Raw genomic sequence first — 19345 nt, 5'->3', positions numbered from 1 at the left:
GATTACCCCGATGTCAACGTCAGGAAGGCCGGCACCCTTTTGGGGCGCCGGCCGGTACCGCTTGCCGCGATCCGCGGCGGGGCGATGGTAGAAATGCTTTAAGCGGTTTCGACAGCCGAATCATCCGCGCGGCCCGGTTCGGCGGAGACGCCGGTGCGGTCGCGGCCGGCCACGGTGTGGGTGCCGTCGGTGTACGGGTCGAACTTGCCGGCGCGGGCGCCATCGGAGAACGGGCTGCGCTGATCATTCACGCGGGCGCCGTCCACGAACGGGTTGCGGGGGCGATGTACGTCGCGGGCACCGTCGCTGTACGGGCTGCGTGCGTCGTTCACGCGGTAGCCGTAACCGTAGGCTTCACCGGTCTGGTTGCTGGCGGGAGCGGCCTGGGCAGCGCCCGTGACGAAGGCGGCGGCGAGAGCGGCGGCACTGAGGATGGTCTTGGCGTTCATGGTGAAGCTCCTTGTATTGGCTGCGTTTGCCGGGGCTACCTTCCGATGCTATCTACCACTAGATAGATGTTTTGGCTCTGGAAGGCCCCGTTCGAGGTCTTGCTCAGACCACCGCTTGGTTTGTGCGGCGAGTCCATGGGTTGGATAATATCTACTGGTAGATAGACAAGCAAGGCGAATCTGGGGATCGCGCCGAAAACTTATTTATGAGGCCGATAGCCTGTCTCTCTTGCGGCCGGCGCCCCGGCCCATCGGGTGCTAGGCTTATCACATCCCCCGCGCCCCCGGCCCGCCATGTCTGCCCCGCTGCCCACCCCGCCCGCTGCTGGCTCCCGTCCCCTGAAACGCTGGGTTGCCGGCGTGGCTGGCGTCGCAGTGGCCGCAAGTCTAGGCCGCTGGCTGGTCTTCCGGGCGATGGAACGTGACGCTTTCGTCACCATCCCGATCGGGGATGTCACCCCCGACCACCTCGGCGTGCCGTCCCGCCAGTACACCTTCGCCAGCGGGGATCGCTCGCTGCACGCCTCGTTCGTCGCCGCGCCCGATCCGAGCGGCCCGGCGCTGTGCGTGTTTCACGGCGATTCCGAATCCCTGACCGACTGGGCGCCGGTCCAGGCCATGCTCCACGCGGCCGGCATCGGCTCCTTCGTGTTCGATTACAGCGGCTATGGCGCGAGTACCGGGCGGCCCTCGGTGCGCAACCTGCGTCAGGACGCGCTGGCCGGCTACCTCCAGTTCATCGCCGCCACGCCGGCTGCGGCGCGGCGCCACGTGATGGGCTATTCGCTGGGAAGTGGGATTCTGCTCGATGTGATTGGCCGGCTGCGGCCCAGCCCGGACGGCGCCGTGATTGGCGCCGGTTTCCGCTCCGCGCGTGCGGCGGCGGTGGTCACGGGGCGGGTGCCCGCGTGGCTGGCGTGGATGCTGCCGGAGCCGTGGAACAACGCCGCGCGCATCCGCAAGCTGCGCATGCCGCTGCTGCTGATCCACAGCCGGCAGGACCAGACCATCCCGTTCAGCCATGGCGAATATCTGGCGCGGATGGCGCGCGCGCCGAGCCGGCTCGAGATCTTCGAGGACCTGCCCCACAACGCCGCCATCGAACCTGCGCACGCGCAGGCGTTCTGGGCGCCGGTGATCGCCTATCTCCAGAGCGGCGACCTGGGCGTCGCCGCCGCGCCGGACGTCGCCCCTTAGATATTAGGTATCAGATATGAGTAAAGTCAGGCGCGCGCCAGCCTGGCCTGGACGCCTAGCGACTGGCGTGCCGCCGGCCGGACCGGCTCGTCGTCGAGCTTGAACTCGCCCACCACATGCTGGAGTTGCTGGGCCTGCTCGGCCAGCGCCGCAGACGCCGCGGCGGCCTCTTCCACCAGCGCGGCGTTCTGCTGCGTCACCTCGTCCATCTGCGCCACCGCCTCGTTGACCTGCTCGATGCCGCCGCTCTGGTGCTCGGAGGCCTCGGCGATCTCGCCCAGGATCTGGGTCACATGCCGCACCGACTGGACGATTTCCGCCATGGTCTGACCGGCCTGCCCCACCAGCGACGAGCCCGACTCCACCTGCCGCGCCGAATCGTTGATCAGCACGTTGATTTCCTTGGCCGCCGCCGCGCTGCGCTGGGCCAGGGTGCGCACCTCGCCCGCCACCACGGCGAAGCCGCGCCCCTGCTCACCCGCGCGTGCCGCTTCCACGGCGGCGTTCAGCGCCAGGATATTGGTCTGGAAGGCGATGCCCTCGATCACGGCGATGATGTCCGTCACCTTGCGGGAGCTGGCGCTGATGGCCTGCATGGTCTCCACGACATTGCCGACGATGGCGCCGCCGCGCTCGGCCACGCCAGACGCGGACGCCGCCAGCCCGTTGGCCGTGCGTGCGCGCTCGGTGTTCTGCTTCACCATGGCGGTCAGCTCGCTCATGCTGGATGCCGTTTCCTCGAGCGTGGCGGCCTGTTCCTCGGTGCGCTGGGACAGATCGGTATTGCCAGCGGCAATCTGGTGCGACGCCGACGAGATCGAATCGCTGGACGCCTTGATGCGCGTGACCAGGTCCGTCAGCATGTCCTCCATCTCGCCCAGCCCGCCCAGCAGGCGGCCGAAATCGCCGCCCCGCTCGGTCTCGAATTCCTTGCTGAGGTCGCCCGCCGCCACGGTTTCGGCGATGAACTCGGCCTCCTTGAGCGGGATCTCGATGGCGCGCGTCAGGCGGAACCAGCACACCACGCTAGCCAGCAGCACGGCGCCGCCCAGGCCCCAAATCCAGGTGCGGGTGTTGTCCTCGTTCGGGGGCACAGCCTGAGCCGTGGCGGCGGGCTTGTCCGGCGCGGCCGCCGCGCGCTGCTCCAGCTCGCCAATGCGCCCGAGCGCCAGTGTCATCATGACCGCCACCAACAGCACGACCACGCCAAACGCGGCGCCCAGCCGCGTGCGCATACTCAAGTTGTCCCAAGCCATGATGCCGTCCGCTCCTCGTAGTGCCCCGCTGTTCGTCGTTGCGTGTCGGGGCTATCGATGGGCTAACGGCCAGTCGGGTCCGGGACTTTAGGCCGGGCATGCCCCACGGAAGGGGGATGTGGCGCAAGGGTGGCTTTTAGTCGAACTTAGTCGATCAATGCGGCGGCGTCGCGGTAGTCGGCGTCCCACGCCGTGGCCAGCGCGCGGCAGCGGCCGAGCGCCACGGCGCGTCGCTCCACGTCGACGACCACCACGTGATCGGCCCAGGCGGGCCGGGGCGGCAGTTCACCGCTGCGCCCATCGGTCAGCAGCCAGAGCCAGCGCCGCTGCATCGGCCGGTGGCGGGCCTGCGCCTCGAGCAACTGGCCGGCGCGCGCCACGCCCAGCGCCAGCGGGGTGCCGCCGCCGCCGGCAATCGGGCGGATCCAGTCGGCGTTCCAGTACCGTGCGCGCGACGGCGCGAGCCGCACTTCGGCCTGCTGTCCGGCAAAGCAGACCAGCGCCACGTCCGCGCGGGACTGGTAGGCGCGCTCCAGCAGCCGCACGAGCACGCCCTTGGCCAGCGCGAGCTGCTCGCCCTGCGTCATCGAGCCGGAACAGTCGAGCGCCACGCAGTGGAGCACGCCAGCGCGTGCATCGGCCCGCCGGTGGCGCAGGTGCTCGGCGGCCAGCCGCGCCTGCCGCTTGGCCGCCAGCGTGCGCGGCCAGTGGATGCGCGCCCCGGGCACGCCCGCGCCCGGTGTGGCGGGACGTGGCATCGGACGCGGAGTCTGCCACCGGTTGCCGCCTTGCCGGACCTGCCCGGCGGCCTGCCGGTGGCTCAGGCTTTTTTTGGCGGGCGATTCCCGAAGGCGCGCAGCGGCTTGATGCTGGCGATGCCGGCGGCGGTGTCAGCCGGGGGCGGCATGGCGCCCCACGGGTTGTCCTGCGGCGCGGGCGCCGTGGCACGCTCCCCGGCCGATTCCACTTGGCCAGCTTCGGGGGATGCCGGCGACCCCGCATGGCGACGATGATGGAGCACCAGCTCCGCCACGGCATCCACATGCGCCACGGTCACCGCCGGGGCGCCGTCCCACGCGGCCAGCGCGCGTGCGGCGCGCAGCATGACGAGGTCCGCCCGCACGCCATCCACCGCCGCCGCCAGGCACAGCGCGCTGACATGGGCGTGCACGGCATCGGAGAAATCCAGCCCGCCGAGCGCGCCGCGCGCCCGGGCGACCTGCGCCGCCAGCGCCTGCTGGGCCGTCGCCACGGCGGCGCGGAACGCCTCCGGGTCGGTATCGAACGCCAGCCGGGCGCGCACGATGGCCTGCCGCGTGGCCGGGTCGGCGTAGTTGTCGAGCGCCAGCGCGAGGCCGAAGCGGTCGAGCAGCTGCGGGCGCAACTCGCCCTCCTCCGGATTCATCGTGCCGACGAGCACGAAGCGCGCCGCGTGCTGATGGGACACGCCATCGCGCTCCACCACGTTCACGCCGCTGGCCGCCACGTCGAGCAGCTGGTCCACCAGCGGGTCCGGCAGCAGGTTGACCTCATCCACATACAACACGCCCTCGTGCGCGCGCGCCAGCAGGCCCGGCGCGAAGCGCACCTCGCCCTGCTGCAGCACGTGGCTCAGGTCCAGCGTGCCGGTTAGCTGTTCCTCGCTGGCGCCCAGCGGCAGCGTGACGAAGTGGCCATGCGGCAGCAGCTCCGCCAGCGCGCGCGCCGCCGTGGACTTGGCCGTGCCGCGCGGCCCGGTGACCAGTACGCCGCCGATGCCGGGATCGACGGCAGCCAGCAGCAACGCCTGTTGCAGCCGCGCCTGGCCGACCAGGGCGCTGAACGGAAACGGATGTCGCACGACGGTGACGGGACTCATAAGGATTGACCTTCGATGCGCTGCTCGTTATCGAGCAGATGTTGTTCGATCCGGCCGCGCTGGGCGCCCGGTTCCTGCCAGAGCCCGCGTTCCATGGCCTCCAGCAGCCGCTCGCAGATGCCTTGCAGCGCGCGCGGATTGTGCCGGGCGAGGAATTCGCGATTGACGGGATCGTGGACGTAGGCGTCCGCCACCAGCGCGTACTGGTGGTCGCCCACCACGCGCGTCGTGGCATCGTAGCCGAACAGGTAGTCCACGGTGGCGGCCATCTCGAACGCGCCCTTGTAGCCGTGCCGGCGCGCGCCATCCATCCACTTGGGATTGACCACCCGCGCCCGGATCACGCGGGCGATTTCCTCGCCCAGCGTGCGCACGCGCGGCGCGGCCGGGTTGGCGTGATCGCCGTGATAGATCGCCGGCTGTTCGCCGCCCAGATGCCGCACGGCGGCCACCATGCCGCCCTGGAACTGGTAGTAGTCGTTGGCGTCGAGCAGGTCGTGCTCGTGGTTGTCCTGGTTCTGCACCACGGCGTCGATCTCGGCCAGCCGGGTGGCGAAGGCGTCGCGCGCGTCGATGCCATCGGCACGCTGCCCGTAGGCGTAACCACCCGCGTGCAGGTAGGCGTGGGCGAGGTCCGTGTCGTCCTGCCACTGGCGGCCGTCGATCAGGGCCTGGAGGCCGGTGCCGTAGTCGCCGGGTCTTGCGCCGAAGACGCGCCACCCGGCGCGCTCGCGCGCCTCGTCCGGCGCGGCGCCCTCGGCTTGCAGCCGCGCCTGCTCCGCCAGCACGCGGGCGCGGATCGGGTTGACGTCCGCCGGCTCGTCGAGATCCGCCACGGCGCGCACGGCGGCGTCGAACAGCGCCACGAGGTTGGAGAAGGCATCGCGGAAGAAGCCGGACACGCGCAGCGTCACGTCCACGCGCGGGCGGCCGAAGTTGGCCATCGGCAGGATCTCGAAGTCCACCACGCGATGGCTGCCCTGCGCCCACTTGGGCCGCACGCCGAGCAGGGCCATGGCCTGGGCGATGTCGTCGCCGCCGGTGCGCATGGTCGCCGTGCCCCAGACCGACAGGCCCACCGCGCGCGGATATTCGCCGTGTTCCTGCAGGTGCCGTTCGATCAGCAGGTTGGCCGCGCGCAGGCCGAGCGTCCACGCCGTGCGCGTGGGCACCGCGCGGGTATCCACCGAATAGAAGTTGCGGCCGGTGGGCAGCACATCCGGCCGGCCGCGCGAGGGCGCCCCGCTCGGGCCGGGTGGCACGAAGCGCCCGGCGAGGCCGCGCATTAGCTGCGTCAGTTCCTGTGCGCCGCAGGCGTCCAGCCGTGGCGCCACTTCCTGGCGCAGCCGGGCGAGAACCTGTGCGGTGTGCGGCAGGGGTGCCTCGTCGTCCAGCCCCCCGTCAAGCAGGCGCAGTGCCAGCATTTCCAGCCGCTCGCGCGTGTCGCCATGGTGGCGCCACGGGCCGGCGTCGATGTCCGCCAGGAGCGCCGGGCGTGGCCCCAGCCACGGCGCGGCCCAATCGGCGTCGAGCGGGTCGAAGTCGTCGCCCAGCGAGAGGTCGGCGCCCATCGCCGACAGCAGCCCCGCCCGGGCGTCCCGGCCATCGCCCACCGGAAAACGCGCCAGCGCCGCCAGCGTGTCCCGGCGCTGCACGCCGGCCGGAGACTGGCCGAACACGTGCAGGCCATCGCGGATCTGCGACTCCTTGAGTTCGCACAGCCACGCATCGGTGCGATTCAGCAGCGCGTCTTCCTCCTCGCCGCCGGCCGGCGCCGCCAGCCCCAGTTCCGTGTGCAACTGCTGGCCGACAATCGTCGCCAGGATCTCCTTGCGCAGCAGCCGGGCGCGGCGCGCGTCCACGGTCAGCGCCTCGTAGTACTCGTCCACCTGCCGCTCCAGATCCTGCAGCGGCCCGTAGTTCTCGGCGCGCGTGAGCGGCGGCATCAGGTGATCGATGATCACGGCCTGCGTGCGGCGCTTGGCCTGCGCGCCCTCGCCCGGATCATTGACGATAAACGGGTACAGGTGCGGCAGCGGACCGAGGATGGCGTCCGGCCAGCAGGCGTCGGAGAGCGCCACGCTCTTGCCCGGCAGCCATTCGAGGTTGCCGTGCTTGCCCACGTGCACGATGGCGTCGATGCCGAACACGTGGCGCAGCCAGAAGTAGAACGCGAGGTAGCCGTGCGGCGGCACGAGTTCGGCATCGTGATAGCTGGCGTAGCCATCCAGGCCATCGCCGTCCACCCCATAGGCGCGCGCGGGTTGAATGCCGACGAACACCTGCCCGGTGCGCACGCCGGCGATCATGAAGCGGCCCTGACGCACCATCGGGTCGGCTTCGGGCGCGCCCCAACGCGCGGTCATCGCGTCCTGAAGCGCCGCCGGCAGCGCCGCCAGCCAGCGCCGGTAGTCGTCCACCGTCACGCTCTGGAACGCGGGCCGCACGGCGTGCTGGTCGAGGTCGTTGGTGATGCCGCGCGTCAGGCCCTGCATCAGCGCATCGCCGTTCTCCGGCAGCGCGTCGATGGCGTAGCCCTCGGCATGGAGGGCGGCCAGGATGTGCACGACCGACGCCGGCGTATCGAGCCCCACGCCGTTGCCGATGCGCCCTTCGCTGGCCGGATAGTTGGCCAGCACCAGCGCCACGCGCTTCCCGGCGTTGGGCAGCGTGCGGAGCCGGCACCAGCGGTGCGCCAGTTCCGCCACAAAGCGCACGCGCTCCGCGTCCGGCTGGTATTGCACGATGTCCGCCTCGGTGTGCGGGCAGCGGTAGGCCAGCCCCTTGAAGCTGACCGCGCGCGTGATGATCCGCCCGTCGACCTCGGGCAGCGCGATGTGCATCGCCACGTCGCGCGTGCCCAGCCCCTGGCTGTCGGCCAGCCAGTCCTCGCGATTGCCGCCGCTCAGGATCACCTGGAGTACCGGGGCATCGTTGGCGAGCGGGGCGTCCGCCTCGCCATCGACGCTGTCGAGCGAGGCGACGGCGAACGCCGTGGTGTTGAGGACGAGCGCCACCTCGTGCGCATCGCACAGGCGCTGGAGCACTTCACGGCAGAGCGGTGCCTTCAGCGAGGTCACCGCCAGCGGCAGCGGGCGCAGGCCGGCATCGAGCAAGGCATCGGCGATGGCGTCGAAGACGGCCGTGTTGCCGGCCTGCAGGTGCGAGCGGTAGAACAGCAGCGCCACCACGGGGGCGTCGTCGGCCAGCCCGTGGGCGGCCCAGCGCGCGGCCCAGTCCTCGACGGTGGCGACCGTCCGTTCCGGGTGATGGATGGCGGCTTCGGGCAGCACCTGCGGCGGCAGCGCGGGTGTGCCCCAGCCGAAGGCATGGTGAGCCAGACAGCGGAAAAACTGCTCGGCGTTGCCGGCGCCGCCTTCGCGCAGGTAGTGCCAGAGCTGATGGGACAGCGCGGCGGGCGCGTTGCCGTGCCGGGCGAGGTTGTCGTCCTCGGCCAGATCGCCGGACCCCATCACCAGCAACTGGCCACGCGCGCGGGCCAGTTCCGGCAGCCGCTCCAGCCCGTAAGCCCAGTCGTTGACGCCGCCCAGATGGTCCACCACCACCACGCGCGCGTGCTGGAGCACTTCGTCGATATAGAGATCGAGCGAGGCCGGCTGGCGCAGGTACATCTGGTTGGCCAGCCGCACGGACGGGTAACCGGGGCCGAGGCGCGGCACCGCGCCGGCCAGCAGCGACAGCGTGGTATCTGCCGCGCTCAGGACGACGATCTCGCCGGGCGTCTGCGCGATGCGCAGCACGACAGCGCTGTCCTCGACAAAGCCGCCGGGCCGGGTGGACAGCAGGTGCATGGGTCAGCGCGCCGACAGCGCGGCGCTGCCGAGGAAGCCGGCGACGAGGGTGGCGGGGATCATGGCGGTGTGCATGCGGAATCCAGTGGCGGGGCGGGTCGCGTGAAGGCGATCAGGATAAAGAGATGTGGGGTGGCTGTCCATCGGCGGCGGACGACGGTGATGGCGCCGCGCGCCGCGCCCGACGCCATTCCCGGAAGGCGCCCAGCGCGATGGCGAGCAAAGCCAGCGCCAGCGCTATCGGGCCATGGTGCGAGCGGGCGGGCGATGCCGCCGCTACCGGCGCCACGCGCGGAACGAGGTGTCGACCCGTCACCGACTGGGCGCGGTCGGCCTGTGGCGATGGGGCGGGTGCTGGCGCGGGCGTCGGCGTCGGCGTCGGCGTCGGCGTCGGCGTCGGCGCAGCCTTCGCCGTCATCGACGGCCGCGCCACCGGCCCCGGCGCCACCACCGCATCGGCCAACTCCCGGCCCAGCGCGTGCAGCAGCGCCGGGTCCACCCGCGCCGCCCGGCCCGCCTGCGCGATGTGCGCCATCAGCACCGGGTTGCCGCAAGTATTGGCCGTGCACGAGAGGCCGTCCCGCCGCACGGCATCCGCGTAGCGCCGCAGCAGCTCGGCGCGTTCTTCGTCCGTGAAGCGATAGCTGCCCTGCCGGTCCACCTCGAGCAGCCGCGCCAGGATGCCCTGCTGCGCGTGCGGATTGGCCTGCCGGAAGAAGGCGTCCATGCCGAGGCCGAGCTTGTCGGCCACGTAGACGTCATAGGTGCGCTGCCAGAACTCGCCCGGCATCTGCTCCGGCACGGTGGCCTGGAAGCCGTAAAGATGCTCGATCTCCTTATACATCTCACGCGCGCCGGCATAGCCCGAGCGCTGCATCGCGCCGATCCACTTCGGGTTCCATTGCCGCGCATTCAACTCCGTGGCCAGCCATGTGCGGGCATCCACGGTATCCGTCTCGCCGGCGCGGCGCAGGTTGTGCAGCCAGAAGCGCGGCGCCTGCCCGCGCACCGCGCGCGTGGCGGCGGTCAGGCCGCCGGCGTACTGGTAGGTATCGTCGTTGTCCAGCGCGCCGTACAGCGTGCTGGTGCGCGAGAACAGCACGGCCTCGTTCGAGGCCAGATGGCTCGCCAGCGCATCCGGCGCGCTGGCGCCCCAGCCTTCGGCCGAATAGGCGAAGTTCATGTAGCGCAGGTACTGCCGCGCGAGGGCGTCCGGGCCGTCCTGCGCATCGCGGCTCTGCTCCACCATCTGCTGCACGCCGATGGCGTAGTTGCCGGGCTTGGCGGCGAACACGCGGGCGCGGGCCAGTTTGCCGGCGGTGTCCGGGTCCGTGCCCCGGGCGACCAGCGCGGCGGCCACCGTGCGGTCGTGACGGCTGATGGCGTTGTCGCCGGCGGCAGCGGCCAGCCGCGCGGCCTTGTCAAGCAGCGCCACCTTGTCGCCAAACCCATCGCGGTAGATGCCGGAAATCGTCAGTAGCACGTTCACACGCGGCCGGCCCAGTTCGGCATCGGGAATCAGCCGCACGTCCTCCACGCCGCCGCGCGCGTTCCATACCGGCGTCACGCCCATCAGCCAGAACGCCTCGGCCTCCATCGCGCCCTGATGCCGTTCCGTTTCGCCGTACCAGAGCACCATCGACACCGACTCCGGCAGCCGCCCCGTTTCCTGCCGATAGCGCGCCAGCGTCTGCGCGGCCATGGTCTTGCCGAGCGCCCACGCTGCCGGCGTGGGGATCTTCGCGCCATCGAAGGCATGGAGGTTGCGGCCCGTGGGCAGGCCGTCGGGCGTGCGCACGGGGTCACCGAGCGGCCCGGTCGGCAGATAGCGGCCCGACAACACGGTGACGAGGCCATCCAGTTCGCCCCGGGGCGATGCGCGCAGATCGGCCAGCCATTGCCGGGCGAGTTGGAGCGCGGCCCGCACAGCAGGCGCCTGATCGTCGGCCAGTCCGTCCAGCGACGGCGCGCGGCCGGCGACCAGATCCTCGGCCCAGCCGTGCACCCGGGCGTCATGGGCGGAATTGCGCAGCTGGGACGACAGCAGCAGCGCCAGCGCGTCCGCCTGATCGGCCTCGGGCGGCATCTCGCCGAGCGCGTGGATGCCCAGCGGCATCGGCTCGGCCTCCACCTTGTGCAGGAAGGCGTGCAGGATCGGCTCGATCTGCGCCCACGGCGCGTCGGCATCGAGACCCAGTTGCTGGTCGAGCTTCAGCGTGCGCATCTGGGCGATGGCCTGCTGCCGGTACTGCGCCGATAGCTCGGGCGAGCTGCCCCGCGTGGCCTCGGCCTGCTCGATGGCTTCGTCGAGCTGCGCCAGCACGGGCGGCTGGCCGGCGCTGGCCAGCAGCGGCGACAGATGGCTCACCAGCACGGCGGCGCTGCGGCGCTTGGCCTGGACCGCCTCGCCGCCGCCATCCTGGATGTAGACGTAGGCGTTGGGCAGGTCGCCGAGCAGCACTTCGGCGCTGTCGTCACCGGCCTGCCCCACCTGCTTGCCCGGCAGCCACTCCAGCGTGCCGTGCCGGCCCACGTGCACCATGGCATCGGCGCCGAAGGCATGGCGGTACCAGAGATAGGCGGCGAGGTAGGAATGCGGCGGTGGCGTGATGGTGTCGTGCGAGGTATCCATCGCGCGCGCGAAGGTCGAGCGCAGCGGCTGGGGGCCGACGAACACATTGCCGAAACGCAGGCCCGGAATCACGAAGGCCGGCTCGCCCTGTGGGTCGCGCGCCACCATCAGCGGATTGCGCTCGGGCGGGCCCCAGGCCTGCGTGACGGCGGCGCGGAAGGCGGGCGGCAGCGCGTCGAACCAGCGCCGGTACTGCGCCATCGGCAGCAGCGTGACGTGGCCGCCGCGCACCATGCGCGCCAGCTCGCCGGGCGACCAGGTCTCGATGTTGCGCCCGTTCGCTTCCAGCAGCGCGGTCAGCGTGGCGGTGTCTGGCAGGTCATCGCCCGTTTGATAACCCGCCGCGCGCAGCCGCTGCAGGATCTGCGTGAGCGACGGCAGCGTGGCCAGGTAGCTGGCGCCGAGATTGCCGCGCCCGGGCGGGTTGTTGTAGTAGAGCACCGCCACGTGCTTGCTGGCGGGCGGCTTGTCCTGCAGCGCGATCCAGCGGCGCACGCGCGCCACGATGGCCTCCACGCGCTCGGGCACCGCCGCGCTGCGCTGGCTCCCCTCCCCGCCTTCCTGCGTGGCGAACAGGATCGGCTCGGTCGCCCCGCTGCGCTCGGGCGCGGTCAGCAGCAACGGCAGCCGCTCCCCGGCGATGCCACGTACATCGGCACGCCAGCCGGCTTCGCTGTCGCGCGTGGCAATCAGGTTGATCGTGTGCAGGCCGTGCCGCGCCAGCCAGTCCTTGTCCTCGGCGCGCGGAATGGTCAGGTTCAGCGCCAGCAGTGCGCGCAACGGCGACACGCCATCCTGCGTGACCAGCGCATCGAGCCCGGAAAGCGGCCAGCCGAACACCGGCACCGCGCCCACGCCCTGGCGCTCGAGCGCGGCGATCAGGGCGTCGATATGGGCGAGGTCACGCTGGCGGTAGTGGGTGGCGTAGAAGGCGATGCCGACGAGCGGCGCGCCGTCGGCAACGATGCCGGCCTGCCGGTACCACTTGAGGTAGTCCGCCAGCGACGCGAACGGCTGCGCCGCGCGGGGATGGTAGATGCCGGCCGCCGGCGCAGGGCGCACGGCGGGCACGGCGACCACGTCCTGCGCCGGCAGCCCTTGCATGCGCTGCCGCGCCGCCACGGCGAGAGCGAGGAAGGCGGCGAGGTTGTCCACGCCGCCCGCTTCCCAATAGGGCTGCGCGGCATCGGCAACATCGCGCCGGGCCGCTACCGGGCCCCACGCCGCATCGACGCTCTCCGCCGGGGCGCCGAAGACCAGCGCACCACGCGCGGCGGCCTGGCGCACGCCGGGTGCCATCGCGCGCAGCACCGCGGTCGGGGCGAATCGTGCATAGATGACATCGGCGTGCGCCAGCGTTGCGGCGTCCGGGGCATCGGTGCGGAAGGTGAACATGGCCAGCGCGTTGCCGTGCGCAGCGCGGAAGGCGGCTTCGGCGGCGGGCAGCAGGTGGGCGTTCGACGTGACGACAAGCACGCGCACCGGCGCGGCAGCGACCGCGGCGACTGCAGCTACCACCGAAGTGGGCAGCAGCAGGCAGCAGAGCAGCGCGAGCCACAGGCGCAGGCAGCGGGCGACGGCAGGATGGGGAGTCACTCGGAGGGGGCAGGATGGCATGACGGGCAGCACACCGCACATCGCGGAAGCGGCTGGCCCGGCATTTTACCCGCAGTGGATGCGGCAGCCGCGCGCCATTCGTACGTATGTTTGATGCGTGCAGATCACCTGCTGTTGCGCGCCACCCACGCGCGTGTTGTTTTTTTCATCGGATGGGCGCCGGCGGTCCGCTTTGCAATGTTGACCATGACAGGCAATTACGTCACACAGCCGCCGGTAGTAATCACAAAGTATGGCGCCGGAATCGCCCCGGATCGCGCCCGGATCCCCGCAATCACGGGGCGGGAGGCCAATGGGCGAACAATCTACTCATCCAGGTAAGTGGCGGCAATCATCCTTGTGGGCGACGCCACATGCATTGTGGTGACCCATCGTGTACCTCGCGGCGAATCGACTATATTTGACCTATGGCGCGCACATCCCGAATCACCCAGCCGTAAGACAGCCCTGGAGGTAACTGCCATGCGTTCGCTTGCCAACTTGTTCAGTCCGCCGACGCCAGAGAAGATCGCCGAGAAGGAACTGCAAGACATGAGGCTGACGCTTTTTCAGGCAGAGCGTCGCCTGCTGGAAGCGCAGATGCAAGTCGATTACTACCGCAACATGATCTCGTTCCTCGAGGAAGTGGGCGCGACCGGTGTCGAAGGCGTGGCGGACCGTCGCCATGCGGCCATGTCGCCGACCCCCGGGGCACCCGCCCTGCCGCCGGCCTCGCAGCCCGCGCGCGTGGCGCCGGGCCTGACCACCGTCCCCATCGTACCCTCGGCCGCCTGACCGTTCCTTCGCCCGGCCGGCATGCCCGGCTGTGCGATACTCGCCGCGTTCGATGCCATGCCGCCCCCACTCCGGGGCGGCATGCGCACGTCTGCACCAGACTTCAAGGAACCGGCCCATGAGCACCCTTCTGCCCGCGATTGACCTCGAGACCGCGCCAAACCCCACGCACAGCGTGATCTGGATGCACGGCCTTGGCGCCGATGGCAACGATTTCGTCCCCGTCGTGCCCGAACTGGGCCTGCCCGCCACGCTGGCGGTGCGCTTCATCTTCCCGCATGCCCCGGCGATTCCCGTCACCTGCAACAACGGCTACGTCATGCCGGCCTGGTATGACATCTATTCGCTCGACGAAGCCGGCCGGCGCGCCGACGAGGCGGGCATCCGCACCTCGTGCGAGGCCATCCGCGCGCTGATCGCGCGCGAGAACGCGCGCGGCGTGCCGACCAGCCACATCGTGCTGGCCGGGTTCTCGCAGGGCGGCGCCATCGCCTACACCACGGCGCTGACGCACCCGGAGACGCTGGCCGGAGTGATCGCGCTCTCGACCTACATCCCCTCGCCGGACCTGATCGCCGCCGAGGCCACGCCCGCCAATGCCGCCACGCCGGTGTTCGCCGCGCACGGCACGGAGGACGACGTGGTGCCGCTGGGCCTGGGCACGCGCGCCCGGGACTTCCTCACCGCGCGGGAGCAGCCGGTGGCCTGGCACACGTACCGCATGCCGCACTCGGTCTGCCTGGAAGAAATTGCCGATATCGGCCAGTGGCTGCGCGAGCGGCTGGCATGATTCCCACCACGCCCCCGCCCCGCATCGATTTCAACACCCGCAAGGCGCTGCTGTTCGCGCTGACGGCCGAGCGGCTGGCAGCGTTCTACGAACACGGCAAATGGATGACCGACGCGCAGGGCGCCACGCTGGCCGGGATGTGGCTGTCGCGCTCCAAGCTGCAACTGGCGCTATCGGAACGGCGCCTGCTCTCGGAGCTGAGCGATCAGTTCGCGCGCCAGTTGTCCGAATCGCTCTCGCGGGAAGCCGGCCTCTACGCGACGCACGAGATGATGGAAGCGCTCGATCCGAACTACCAGTCCGCCTTCGCCCATGACATGCTGGACGAATGCGAACGGCTGCTTCATGAGAACGGCGTGACCGAGTGAGAGCTAGGGCTCAGACCGGGCTCAGACCGCGCGGCGCACCGGATTGAGTGCCTCGCCGTCCAGTCGCCGGAACACGAAGGCCGACAGCAGCGTGATGATGCCCACCGCCAGGAAGGCCAGCCGATAGGCGGGCGCGGCCACGCCCAGCTCGTTCGAGAACAGGCTGACGAGCCCGCCGCCAATCGTCACGCCCAGGCCGATGGCCAGCATCTGCACCATCGAGAACAGGCTGTTGCCGCTGCCGGCGTCCTCGCGCGAGAGGCCCTTCAGCGTCACGCTGTTCATGGCCGCGAACTGCATCGAGTTCGAGGCCCCGAACGTGGCCAGTTGCAGGATGGACAGGGCCAGCGGCCAGCCCGGCGACATCGCCGCGAACGAGGCAATCGAGGCCCCCACGATCAGCGTGTTCACCAGCAGGAAGTTGTCGTAGCCGTAGCGGTTGACCAGCGGCACGATCCAGCGCTTGGACACGGTCCCGGCCACCGCCACCGGCAGCAGCATCAGGCCCGAATGGAACGGCGAATAGCCGAGCTGCAACTGCATCAGCAGCGGCAGCAGGAACGGCACCGCGCCGGAACCGATGCGGCAGACCAGATTGCCCACCAGCCCCACGCTGAAGTTCGGCTCGCGGAACAGCGCCAGCCGGAACAGCGGCGTGGCGTGCCGGCGTGCATGCGGGATATAAAGCAGCGCGGCGACGATGCTGACGGCGGCCAGCCCCAGGCTCCACAGGAGCGCGTGGGATGCGCCGTGCGGCACGTCCAGCGCCAGCGAGAACGCCACCATGCATAGCGACAGCAGCCCGCAGCCGACCCAGTCGAACGGCGGCGCCACGCCGGCCTCCCCCGCCGGCAGGTAGCGGCGCACCGCCAGCAGGCCCACCAGCCCCACCGGCACGTTGATCAGGAAGATCCAGTGCCAGGACGCGCTCTGCACCAGCCAGCCGCCCAGCACCGGGCCGAAGATCGGCCCCACCTGCCCGGCGATCGACACGAACGCCAGCGCGGCGATGTACTGCTCGCCCGGGATATTGCGCAGCACGGCCAGCCGGCCGATCGGCAGCAGCATCGAGCCACCCACGCCCTGAAGCACCCGCGCGATCACCAGTTGCGTGAGCGTATGGGCTGTGGCGCAGTAGATGGAGCCGAGCACGAAGATCAGGATGGCGCAGAAGTACACGCGCCGCGTGCCGAACTTGTCGGCGAGCGAGCCGGAGGCGGGGGTCAGCATCGCCATGGTCAGCGTGTAGGCCACCACCACCGGTTTGAGGTCGAGGGGCTTTTCGCCGAGGCTGTGCGCCATCGAGGGCAGCGCGGTGTTGACGATGGTGGTGTCCAGCGTCTGCATGAAGAAGCCGGCGAAGACGATCCACAGCATGGCCTTCTGCGAGGCAACGGCTGGGCTGGCGGGGGCTGAAGCGGTGGTCATGGTGATTCTTTGTAATCCCTGGTCGGCAGTGGCCAGGAACAATGGACCCTATGGTAAACACCGGGCTGCCCATCGGGAACCCCTCTGGCGTTATTGACTGCAATCGGAAAAGCCGATGACAATGGCCCGATGCTCAATCCCGTCTGGATCCAGACCTTCGCCACCGTGGCGACGGCGCGCAGTTTTACCGATGCTGGCCGCCAGCTCGGCCTCTCGCAATCGTCGGTCAGCGACCATATCCGCCGGCTCGAAGACAGCGTGGGGCGGCGCCTGTTCGTGCGCGACACCCACTCCCTGCGTCTGACTGCCGATGGCGAAGCGCTGCTGGTCCACGCCCGGCTAATCCTGGAGGCGCTGGCGCGCGCAGAATCGCAGTTCAGCGCGCCCCGGCTGCGCGGCCGCGTGCGGCTGGGCACTTCGGACGACCTCGCCCAGGGCCCGCTGCCCAATGTGCTGGCGGCGTTCCGCGACACCCATCCCGACGTGGAACTCGAAATCACCATCGGCATGACCGGCAAGCTCTATGAATTGGTCGATGCCGGCATGCTGGATCTGATGATCGGCAAGCGGCGCGAGGGCGACCGGCGCGGCGTGTCGCTGTTCCGGGGGCCGCTGGAATGGCTGGCCCGGCCGGGCACGGTGATCGACGTGCGCCAGCCGCTGCCGCTGATTCTGGTGAACGAGCCCAGCGTCACGCGCTCGATTGTGCTCGCCACGCTGGCCAAGGCCGGCTGGCCCTGGCGCGTGGTCTGCGCCAGCAGCAGCCACTCCGGCTGCATCGCGGCCGCGCGCGGCGGGCTCGGCATCACCGTGCGGGCCCATGCGCTGGCGGGGCGCGGGCTGGTGCCGCCCGTCAACAGTCAGGAGTTGCCGGCGCTGCCAGAAGTGGAATTTATCTCGCTGGCGGCTGGCCGCCTGTCCGAGCCGGCGGAGACGCTGCTGACGCTGCTGCGCAAGAGTGATCTGCGCGCATCGCGCCTGGATTGAGGCGTCAGCAGCCCGCTTCGTCGCCGATTCAGCCGAGCGCGCGCAGCGCCTGATAGGCCGTGAGCAGGTGGTAAGGCGTGGTGGACGGCATTTCGGCGCGCACCACCTCGCCGTCCGGCGCCACGCATTCGTGCCAGCCATCGGCATGGAGAAAACGGCTGCGGAAGCGGTCGATCCACTGCTCCAGTTCGATCAGCGGCGCCGCGCCTGGCTCCACGGTGCCCTTTACGGCCAACGCGCGGGCGAATTCGGTCTGGGCCCAGATCCGCTGGGTACCGTCCTGCAGCGTGCCGTCGAGATCCAGCGCTGCGCTGACACCGAGTGTGTCATTGATCACACCATGGGTGCGTGCGAAGTCGTACGCGCGGCGCAGCGAGGCCGGCAACGGCGTATCGGCGAACAGGGCCGGCGCCATCATCACCAGCGAATACCACTCGAACTGATGTCCCGGCTCGATCCGGTTGCCGGGCGTGCCCTGCGGCTGCTCGGCCACGCAGCCATTGGCGGGATCGACGAAACGCTCCGCCACGGCCGCCGCCATCTCTGGCAGGCGGGCGGCGAACCAGCTATCGCCCGTGACCTCGCACGCGGCGAGGTAGGCCTCCGTCAGGTGCATGACCGGGTTCTGGAGCACGCCGCCGCCGTTGACCGCAAAGTTGGGCGACAAAGCCGCGTGATAGAGGCCGTTTCCGTCGCCGAATCGATTCTCGATCACATCCACGGTGCGGCGCAGGGTCTCGAGCGCCGCCGCACTGCCCCCGGCGCGATGGTAGTGGGCGCAGGCGAAGACCACGAAGGCGTGGGTGTAGAGGTCGCGCGTGGTGTCGCGCGGCGCGCCATCGGCATCGGTGCTGTAGATCCAGCCGCCTGCGCCATCACCGAAATAGTGCTGGAGCGAGGCGAACAGCGTATCGGCATGCGCGAGGTGGCCGGCGGTGGCGAAGACGTACAGTTGCCGCGCGCAGGCCATCGCCCGGAAACGCTTGTCTGGCAAGGGCTGGCTGGTGGCGCCATCGAGCGCCTCATGCGCCAGCCGGAGGTCTGCCCGCCAGCCGGGACCGGTCCAGGCGGGCAGAATGGCCGTGTCGAAATGGGCGATCAGCGAGGCGATCCGTTCGGAAAGTGTCGGAGAGGCGAGCATTGGGGGTGAGCGAAATGCGGGCGCTGCCGCGTTGCGCGGCCACTGCCCAGGCGACACAAGATACTGGAAATGACAGGGCGGCGGAAGGCGCCAGGCGCCGCGCGCGCCGCACGCCGGCAGATGACACTGGCAAAGCGGCGATGCGGTGCTATGTTGAAAGTCCACCACCGGTCGTAACTCTGCCCTCCGGGAGAACCGCCATGTCCGCTCATCCCACGACAATCGCCGACCACCGTCGCACCCTCGTGATGCATGTGATGGAAGACCCACCCGGACGCTATACATGGCGCATCGTGGTGGAGGAGAAATGCGGAGGCGCCGAATGCGACAGCATGATCGAGGCGGCCACCGACTACGGCTCCCAGGCTGAGGCCGAAGCGGCCTGCTGGGCCGCCGGCAACAGCATGCTCGACGGCCAGCGCGCGGCAAGCGAACTGCCCGGCATGTATCCGAAGGACATGCGCCATTAGACGCATCGAACATCCGTTTGGCAGGCATTAAGCGACGTTAGCGCTTGTTTGCCCTTGATCCACCGTGGCCGCCGGCCTAGTCTGAAAGCGTGGCGGCACACGGCACGGGACGCTTTGTCCCGTTTTTTCCCGTATGCCTCTCGGAGAAAAGCGATGGACAAGCCCACTGTCAGCCCCCGCCGCTTTGTCGAACTGATGAACGAGCGGCTCGCCCGGCATCCTCTCTATCGTGAAGGGATGCACGTCTACGCCATCCCGCCGCATTCCGACCATCCGCGCAGCCTGGTCTGCGTGGGCCCGCGCGGCACCGAGGGCATCTGTGCCACCATCGAGAACATCGTGCGGGGCGAATGCGATGTCTTCCCCGAATTCCCGCCCGACCCGCATCGCCGCCCCGGACACGAATCGCGTGCGCGGTAAGACAATTCGCCGAAATCCCGCTTCCGGCAGTGCGCCCCCGAAAAAATCAGGCCACCCTGGCCTGCGATATTGACCGGCCCTAGATACAATGGCCTCCGCATCCCCTGCCCGGAGCGCCAATGAAAAGAGCTTTCGAAGCCGATGGC

15 protein-coding genes are annotated in these 19345 nt (G+C 70.1%); 7 read left to right on the top strand and 8 right to left on the bottom strand.

Annotated features, from left to right (window positions below; translation table 11 throughout):
* Positions 1 to 98: 98 nt before the first annotated feature.
* Entirely contained in the window at positions 99 to 449 is a 351-nt protein-coding gene (locus tag BM115_RS18420) for a hypothetical protein (protein ID WP_092297157.1), read from the bottom strand.
* Positions 450 to 824: 375 nt separating this feature from the next.
* Between BM115_RS18420 and BM115_RS18415 the strand changes: the two genes are divergently transcribed.
* The gene (locus BM115_RS18415; protein WP_369823495.1) at positions 825 to 1646 is read left to right on the top strand and encodes an alpha/beta hydrolase; all 822 of its coding nucleotides are present in this window, start codon (positions 825 to 827) and stop codon (positions 1644 to 1646) included.
* Positions 1647 to 1672: 26 nt separating this feature from the next.
* Here BM115_RS18415 and BM115_RS18410 read toward each other — a convergent pair whose 3' ends face one another.
* The 5 genes from BM115_RS18410 to BM115_RS18390 form a co-directional block, all read right to left on the bottom strand.
* Positions 1673 to 2902, bottom strand: coding sequence for a methyl-accepting chemotaxis protein (locus BM115_RS18410; protein WP_369823496.1), 1230 nt, complete (start codon positions 2900 to 2902; stop codon positions 1673 to 1675).
* Positions 2903 to 3048: 146 nt separating this feature from the next.
* Positions 3049 to 3660: a vWA domain-containing protein gene (locus tag BM115_RS18405; protein ID WP_092297147.1), complete on the bottom strand. Its 612-nt coding sequence runs from the start codon at positions 3658 to 3660 to the stop codon at positions 3049 to 3051.
* A gap of 62 nt (positions 3661 to 3722) precedes the next feature.
* A complete protein-coding gene (locus BM115_RS18400; RefSeq protein ID WP_092297144.1) occupies positions 3723 to 4760 on the bottom strand; it encodes an ATP-binding protein in 1038 nt (345 codons plus the stop codon).
* Positions 4757 to 8572, bottom strand: a complete 3816-nt coding sequence (cobN, locus tag BM115_RS18395; protein ID WP_092297140.1) for a cobaltochelatase subunit CobN — start codon at positions 8570 to 8572, stop codon at positions 4757 to 4759. The genes BM115_RS18400 and cobN overlap by 4 nt, the downstream gene beginning before the upstream one ends.
* Before the next feature lie 112 nt (positions 8573 to 8684).
* Positions 8685 to 12800: a cobaltochelatase subunit CobN gene (locus tag BM115_RS18390; RefSeq protein ID WP_177219961.1), complete on the bottom strand. Its 4116-nt coding sequence runs from the start codon at positions 12798 to 12800 to the stop codon at positions 8685 to 8687.
* Between the two features lie 483 nt (positions 12801 to 13283).
* On the opposite strand from BM115_RS18390, the gene BM115_RS18385 reads away from it, so the two are divergent.
* The 3 genes from BM115_RS18385 to BM115_RS18375 all read left to right on the top strand — a co-directional run bounded on the left by BM115_RS18385 (position 13284) and on the right by BM115_RS18375 (position 14753).
* On the top strand, positions 13284 to 13595 hold the full coding sequence (locus tag BM115_RS18385; RefSeq protein ID WP_092297134.1) for a hypothetical protein: 312 nt from the start codon (positions 13284 to 13286) through the stop codon (positions 13593 to 13595).
* Positions 13596 to 13713: 118 nt separating this feature from the next.
* Complete coding sequence (locus BM115_RS18380) at positions 13714 to 14385, top strand: alpha/beta hydrolase (RefSeq protein ID WP_092297131.1); 672 nt, start codon at positions 13714 to 13716, stop codon at positions 14383 to 14385.
* Positions 14382 to 14753, top strand: coding sequence for a hypothetical protein (locus BM115_RS18375; protein WP_177219960.1), 372 nt, complete (start codon positions 14382 to 14384; stop codon positions 14751 to 14753). Before BM115_RS18380 ends, BM115_RS18375 begins: the two co-directional genes overlap by 4 nt.
* A 21-nt stretch (positions 14754 to 14774) precedes the next feature.
* Here BM115_RS18375 and mdtD read toward each other — a convergent pair whose 3' ends face one another.
* Entirely contained in the window at positions 14775 to 16181 is a 1407-nt protein-coding gene (mdtD, locus tag BM115_RS18370) for a multidrug transporter subunit MdtD (protein WP_255370892.1), read from the bottom strand.
* A gap of 129 nt (positions 16182 to 16310) precedes the next feature.
* Here mdtD and BM115_RS18365 point away from each other — a divergent pair, with 129 nt between their 5' ends.
* Positions 16311 to 17168 (top strand): LysR family transcriptional regulator, encoded by an 858-nt coding sequence (locus BM115_RS18365; protein ID WP_092297125.1) that lies wholly within the window; start codon positions 16311 to 16313, stop codon positions 17166 to 17168.
* A gap of 28 nt (positions 17169 to 17196) precedes the next feature.
* Here BM115_RS18365 and BM115_RS18360 read toward each other — a convergent pair whose 3' ends face one another.
* Positions 17197 to 18309, bottom strand: coding sequence for an AGE family epimerase/isomerase (locus BM115_RS18360; RefSeq protein WP_092297123.1), 1113 nt, complete (start codon positions 18307 to 18309; stop codon positions 17197 to 17199).
* 200 nt (positions 18310 to 18509) lie between these two features.
* Here BM115_RS18360 and BM115_RS18355 point away from each other — a divergent pair, with 200 nt between their 5' ends.
* Together BM115_RS18355 and BM115_RS18350 are read left to right on the top strand one after the other, a co-directional pair.
* On the top strand, positions 18510 to 18779 hold the full coding sequence (locus tag BM115_RS18355; protein ID WP_092297120.1) for a hypothetical protein: 270 nt from the start codon (positions 18510 to 18512) through the stop codon (positions 18777 to 18779).
* A gap of 153 nt (positions 18780 to 18932) precedes the next feature.
* On the top strand, positions 18933 to 19199 hold the full coding sequence (locus tag BM115_RS18350) for a hypothetical protein (RefSeq protein WP_092297117.1): 267 nt from the start codon (positions 18933 to 18935) through the stop codon (positions 19197 to 19199).
* Positions 19200 to 19345: the final 146 nt, after the last annotated feature.

The organism is Cupriavidus sp. OV096 (genome assembly GCF_900115455.1).
Taxonomy (GTDB): domain Bacteria; phylum Pseudomonadota; class Gammaproteobacteria; order Burkholderiales; family Burkholderiaceae; genus Cupriavidus.
Note: the sequence above shows the minus strand (reverse complement) of the source record. Positions and strands in the feature narration are given on the sequence as shown.

What these genes read in the sequence shown, in the direction of transcription:
- BM115_RS18400 (WP_092297144.1), bottom strand. Translation starts at nt 4,760, where the DNA reads ATGAGTCCCGTCACCGTCGTGCGACATCCGTTTCCGTTCAGCGCCCTG.
- cobN (WP_092297140.1), bottom strand. Translation starts at nt 8,572, where the DNA reads ATGCACCTGCTGTCCACCCGGCCCGGCGGCTTTGTCGAGGACAGCGCT.
- BM115_RS18350 (WP_092297117.1), top strand. Translation starts at nt 18,933, where the DNA reads ATGGACAAGCCCACTGTCAGCCCCCGCCGCTTTGTCGAACTGATGAAC.
- BM115_RS18410 (WP_369823496.1), bottom strand. Translation starts at nt 2,902, where the DNA reads ATGGCTTGGGACAACTTGAGTATGCGCACGCGGCTGGGCGCCGCGTTT.
- BM115_RS18380 (WP_092297131.1), top strand. Translation starts at nt 13,714, where the DNA reads ATGAGCACCCTTCTGCCCGCGATTGACCTCGAGACCGCGCCAAACCCC.
- BM115_RS18355 (WP_092297120.1), top strand. Translation starts at nt 18,510, where the DNA reads ATGTCCGCTCATCCCACGACAATCGCCGACCACCGTCGCACCCTCGTG.
- BM115_RS18405 (WP_092297147.1), bottom strand. Translation starts at nt 3,660, where the DNA reads ATGCCACGTCCCGCCACACCGGGCGCGGGCGTGCCCGGGGCGCGCATC.
- BM115_RS18375 (WP_177219960.1), top strand. Translation starts at nt 14,382, where the DNA reads ATGATTCCCACCACGCCCCCGCCCCGCATCGATTTCAACACCCGCAAG.
- BM115_RS18420 (WP_092297157.1), bottom strand. Translation starts at nt 449, where the DNA reads ATGAACGCCAAGACCATCCTCAGTGCCGCCGCTCTCGCCGCCGCCTTC.
- BM115_RS18365 (WP_092297125.1), top strand. Translation starts at nt 16,311, where the DNA reads ATGCTCAATCCCGTCTGGATCCAGACCTTCGCCACCGTGGCGACGGCG.
- mdtD (WP_255370892.1), bottom strand. Translation starts at nt 16,181, where the DNA reads ATGACCACCGCTTCAGCCCCCGCCAGCCCAGCCGTTGCCTCGCAGAAG.
- BM115_RS18385 (WP_092297134.1), top strand. Translation starts at nt 13,284, where the DNA reads ATGCGTTCGCTTGCCAACTTGTTCAGTCCGCCGACGCCAGAGAAGATC.
- BM115_RS18360 (WP_092297123.1), bottom strand. Translation starts at nt 18,309, where the DNA reads ATGCTCGCCTCTCCGACACTTTCCGAACGGATCGCCTCGCTGATCGCC.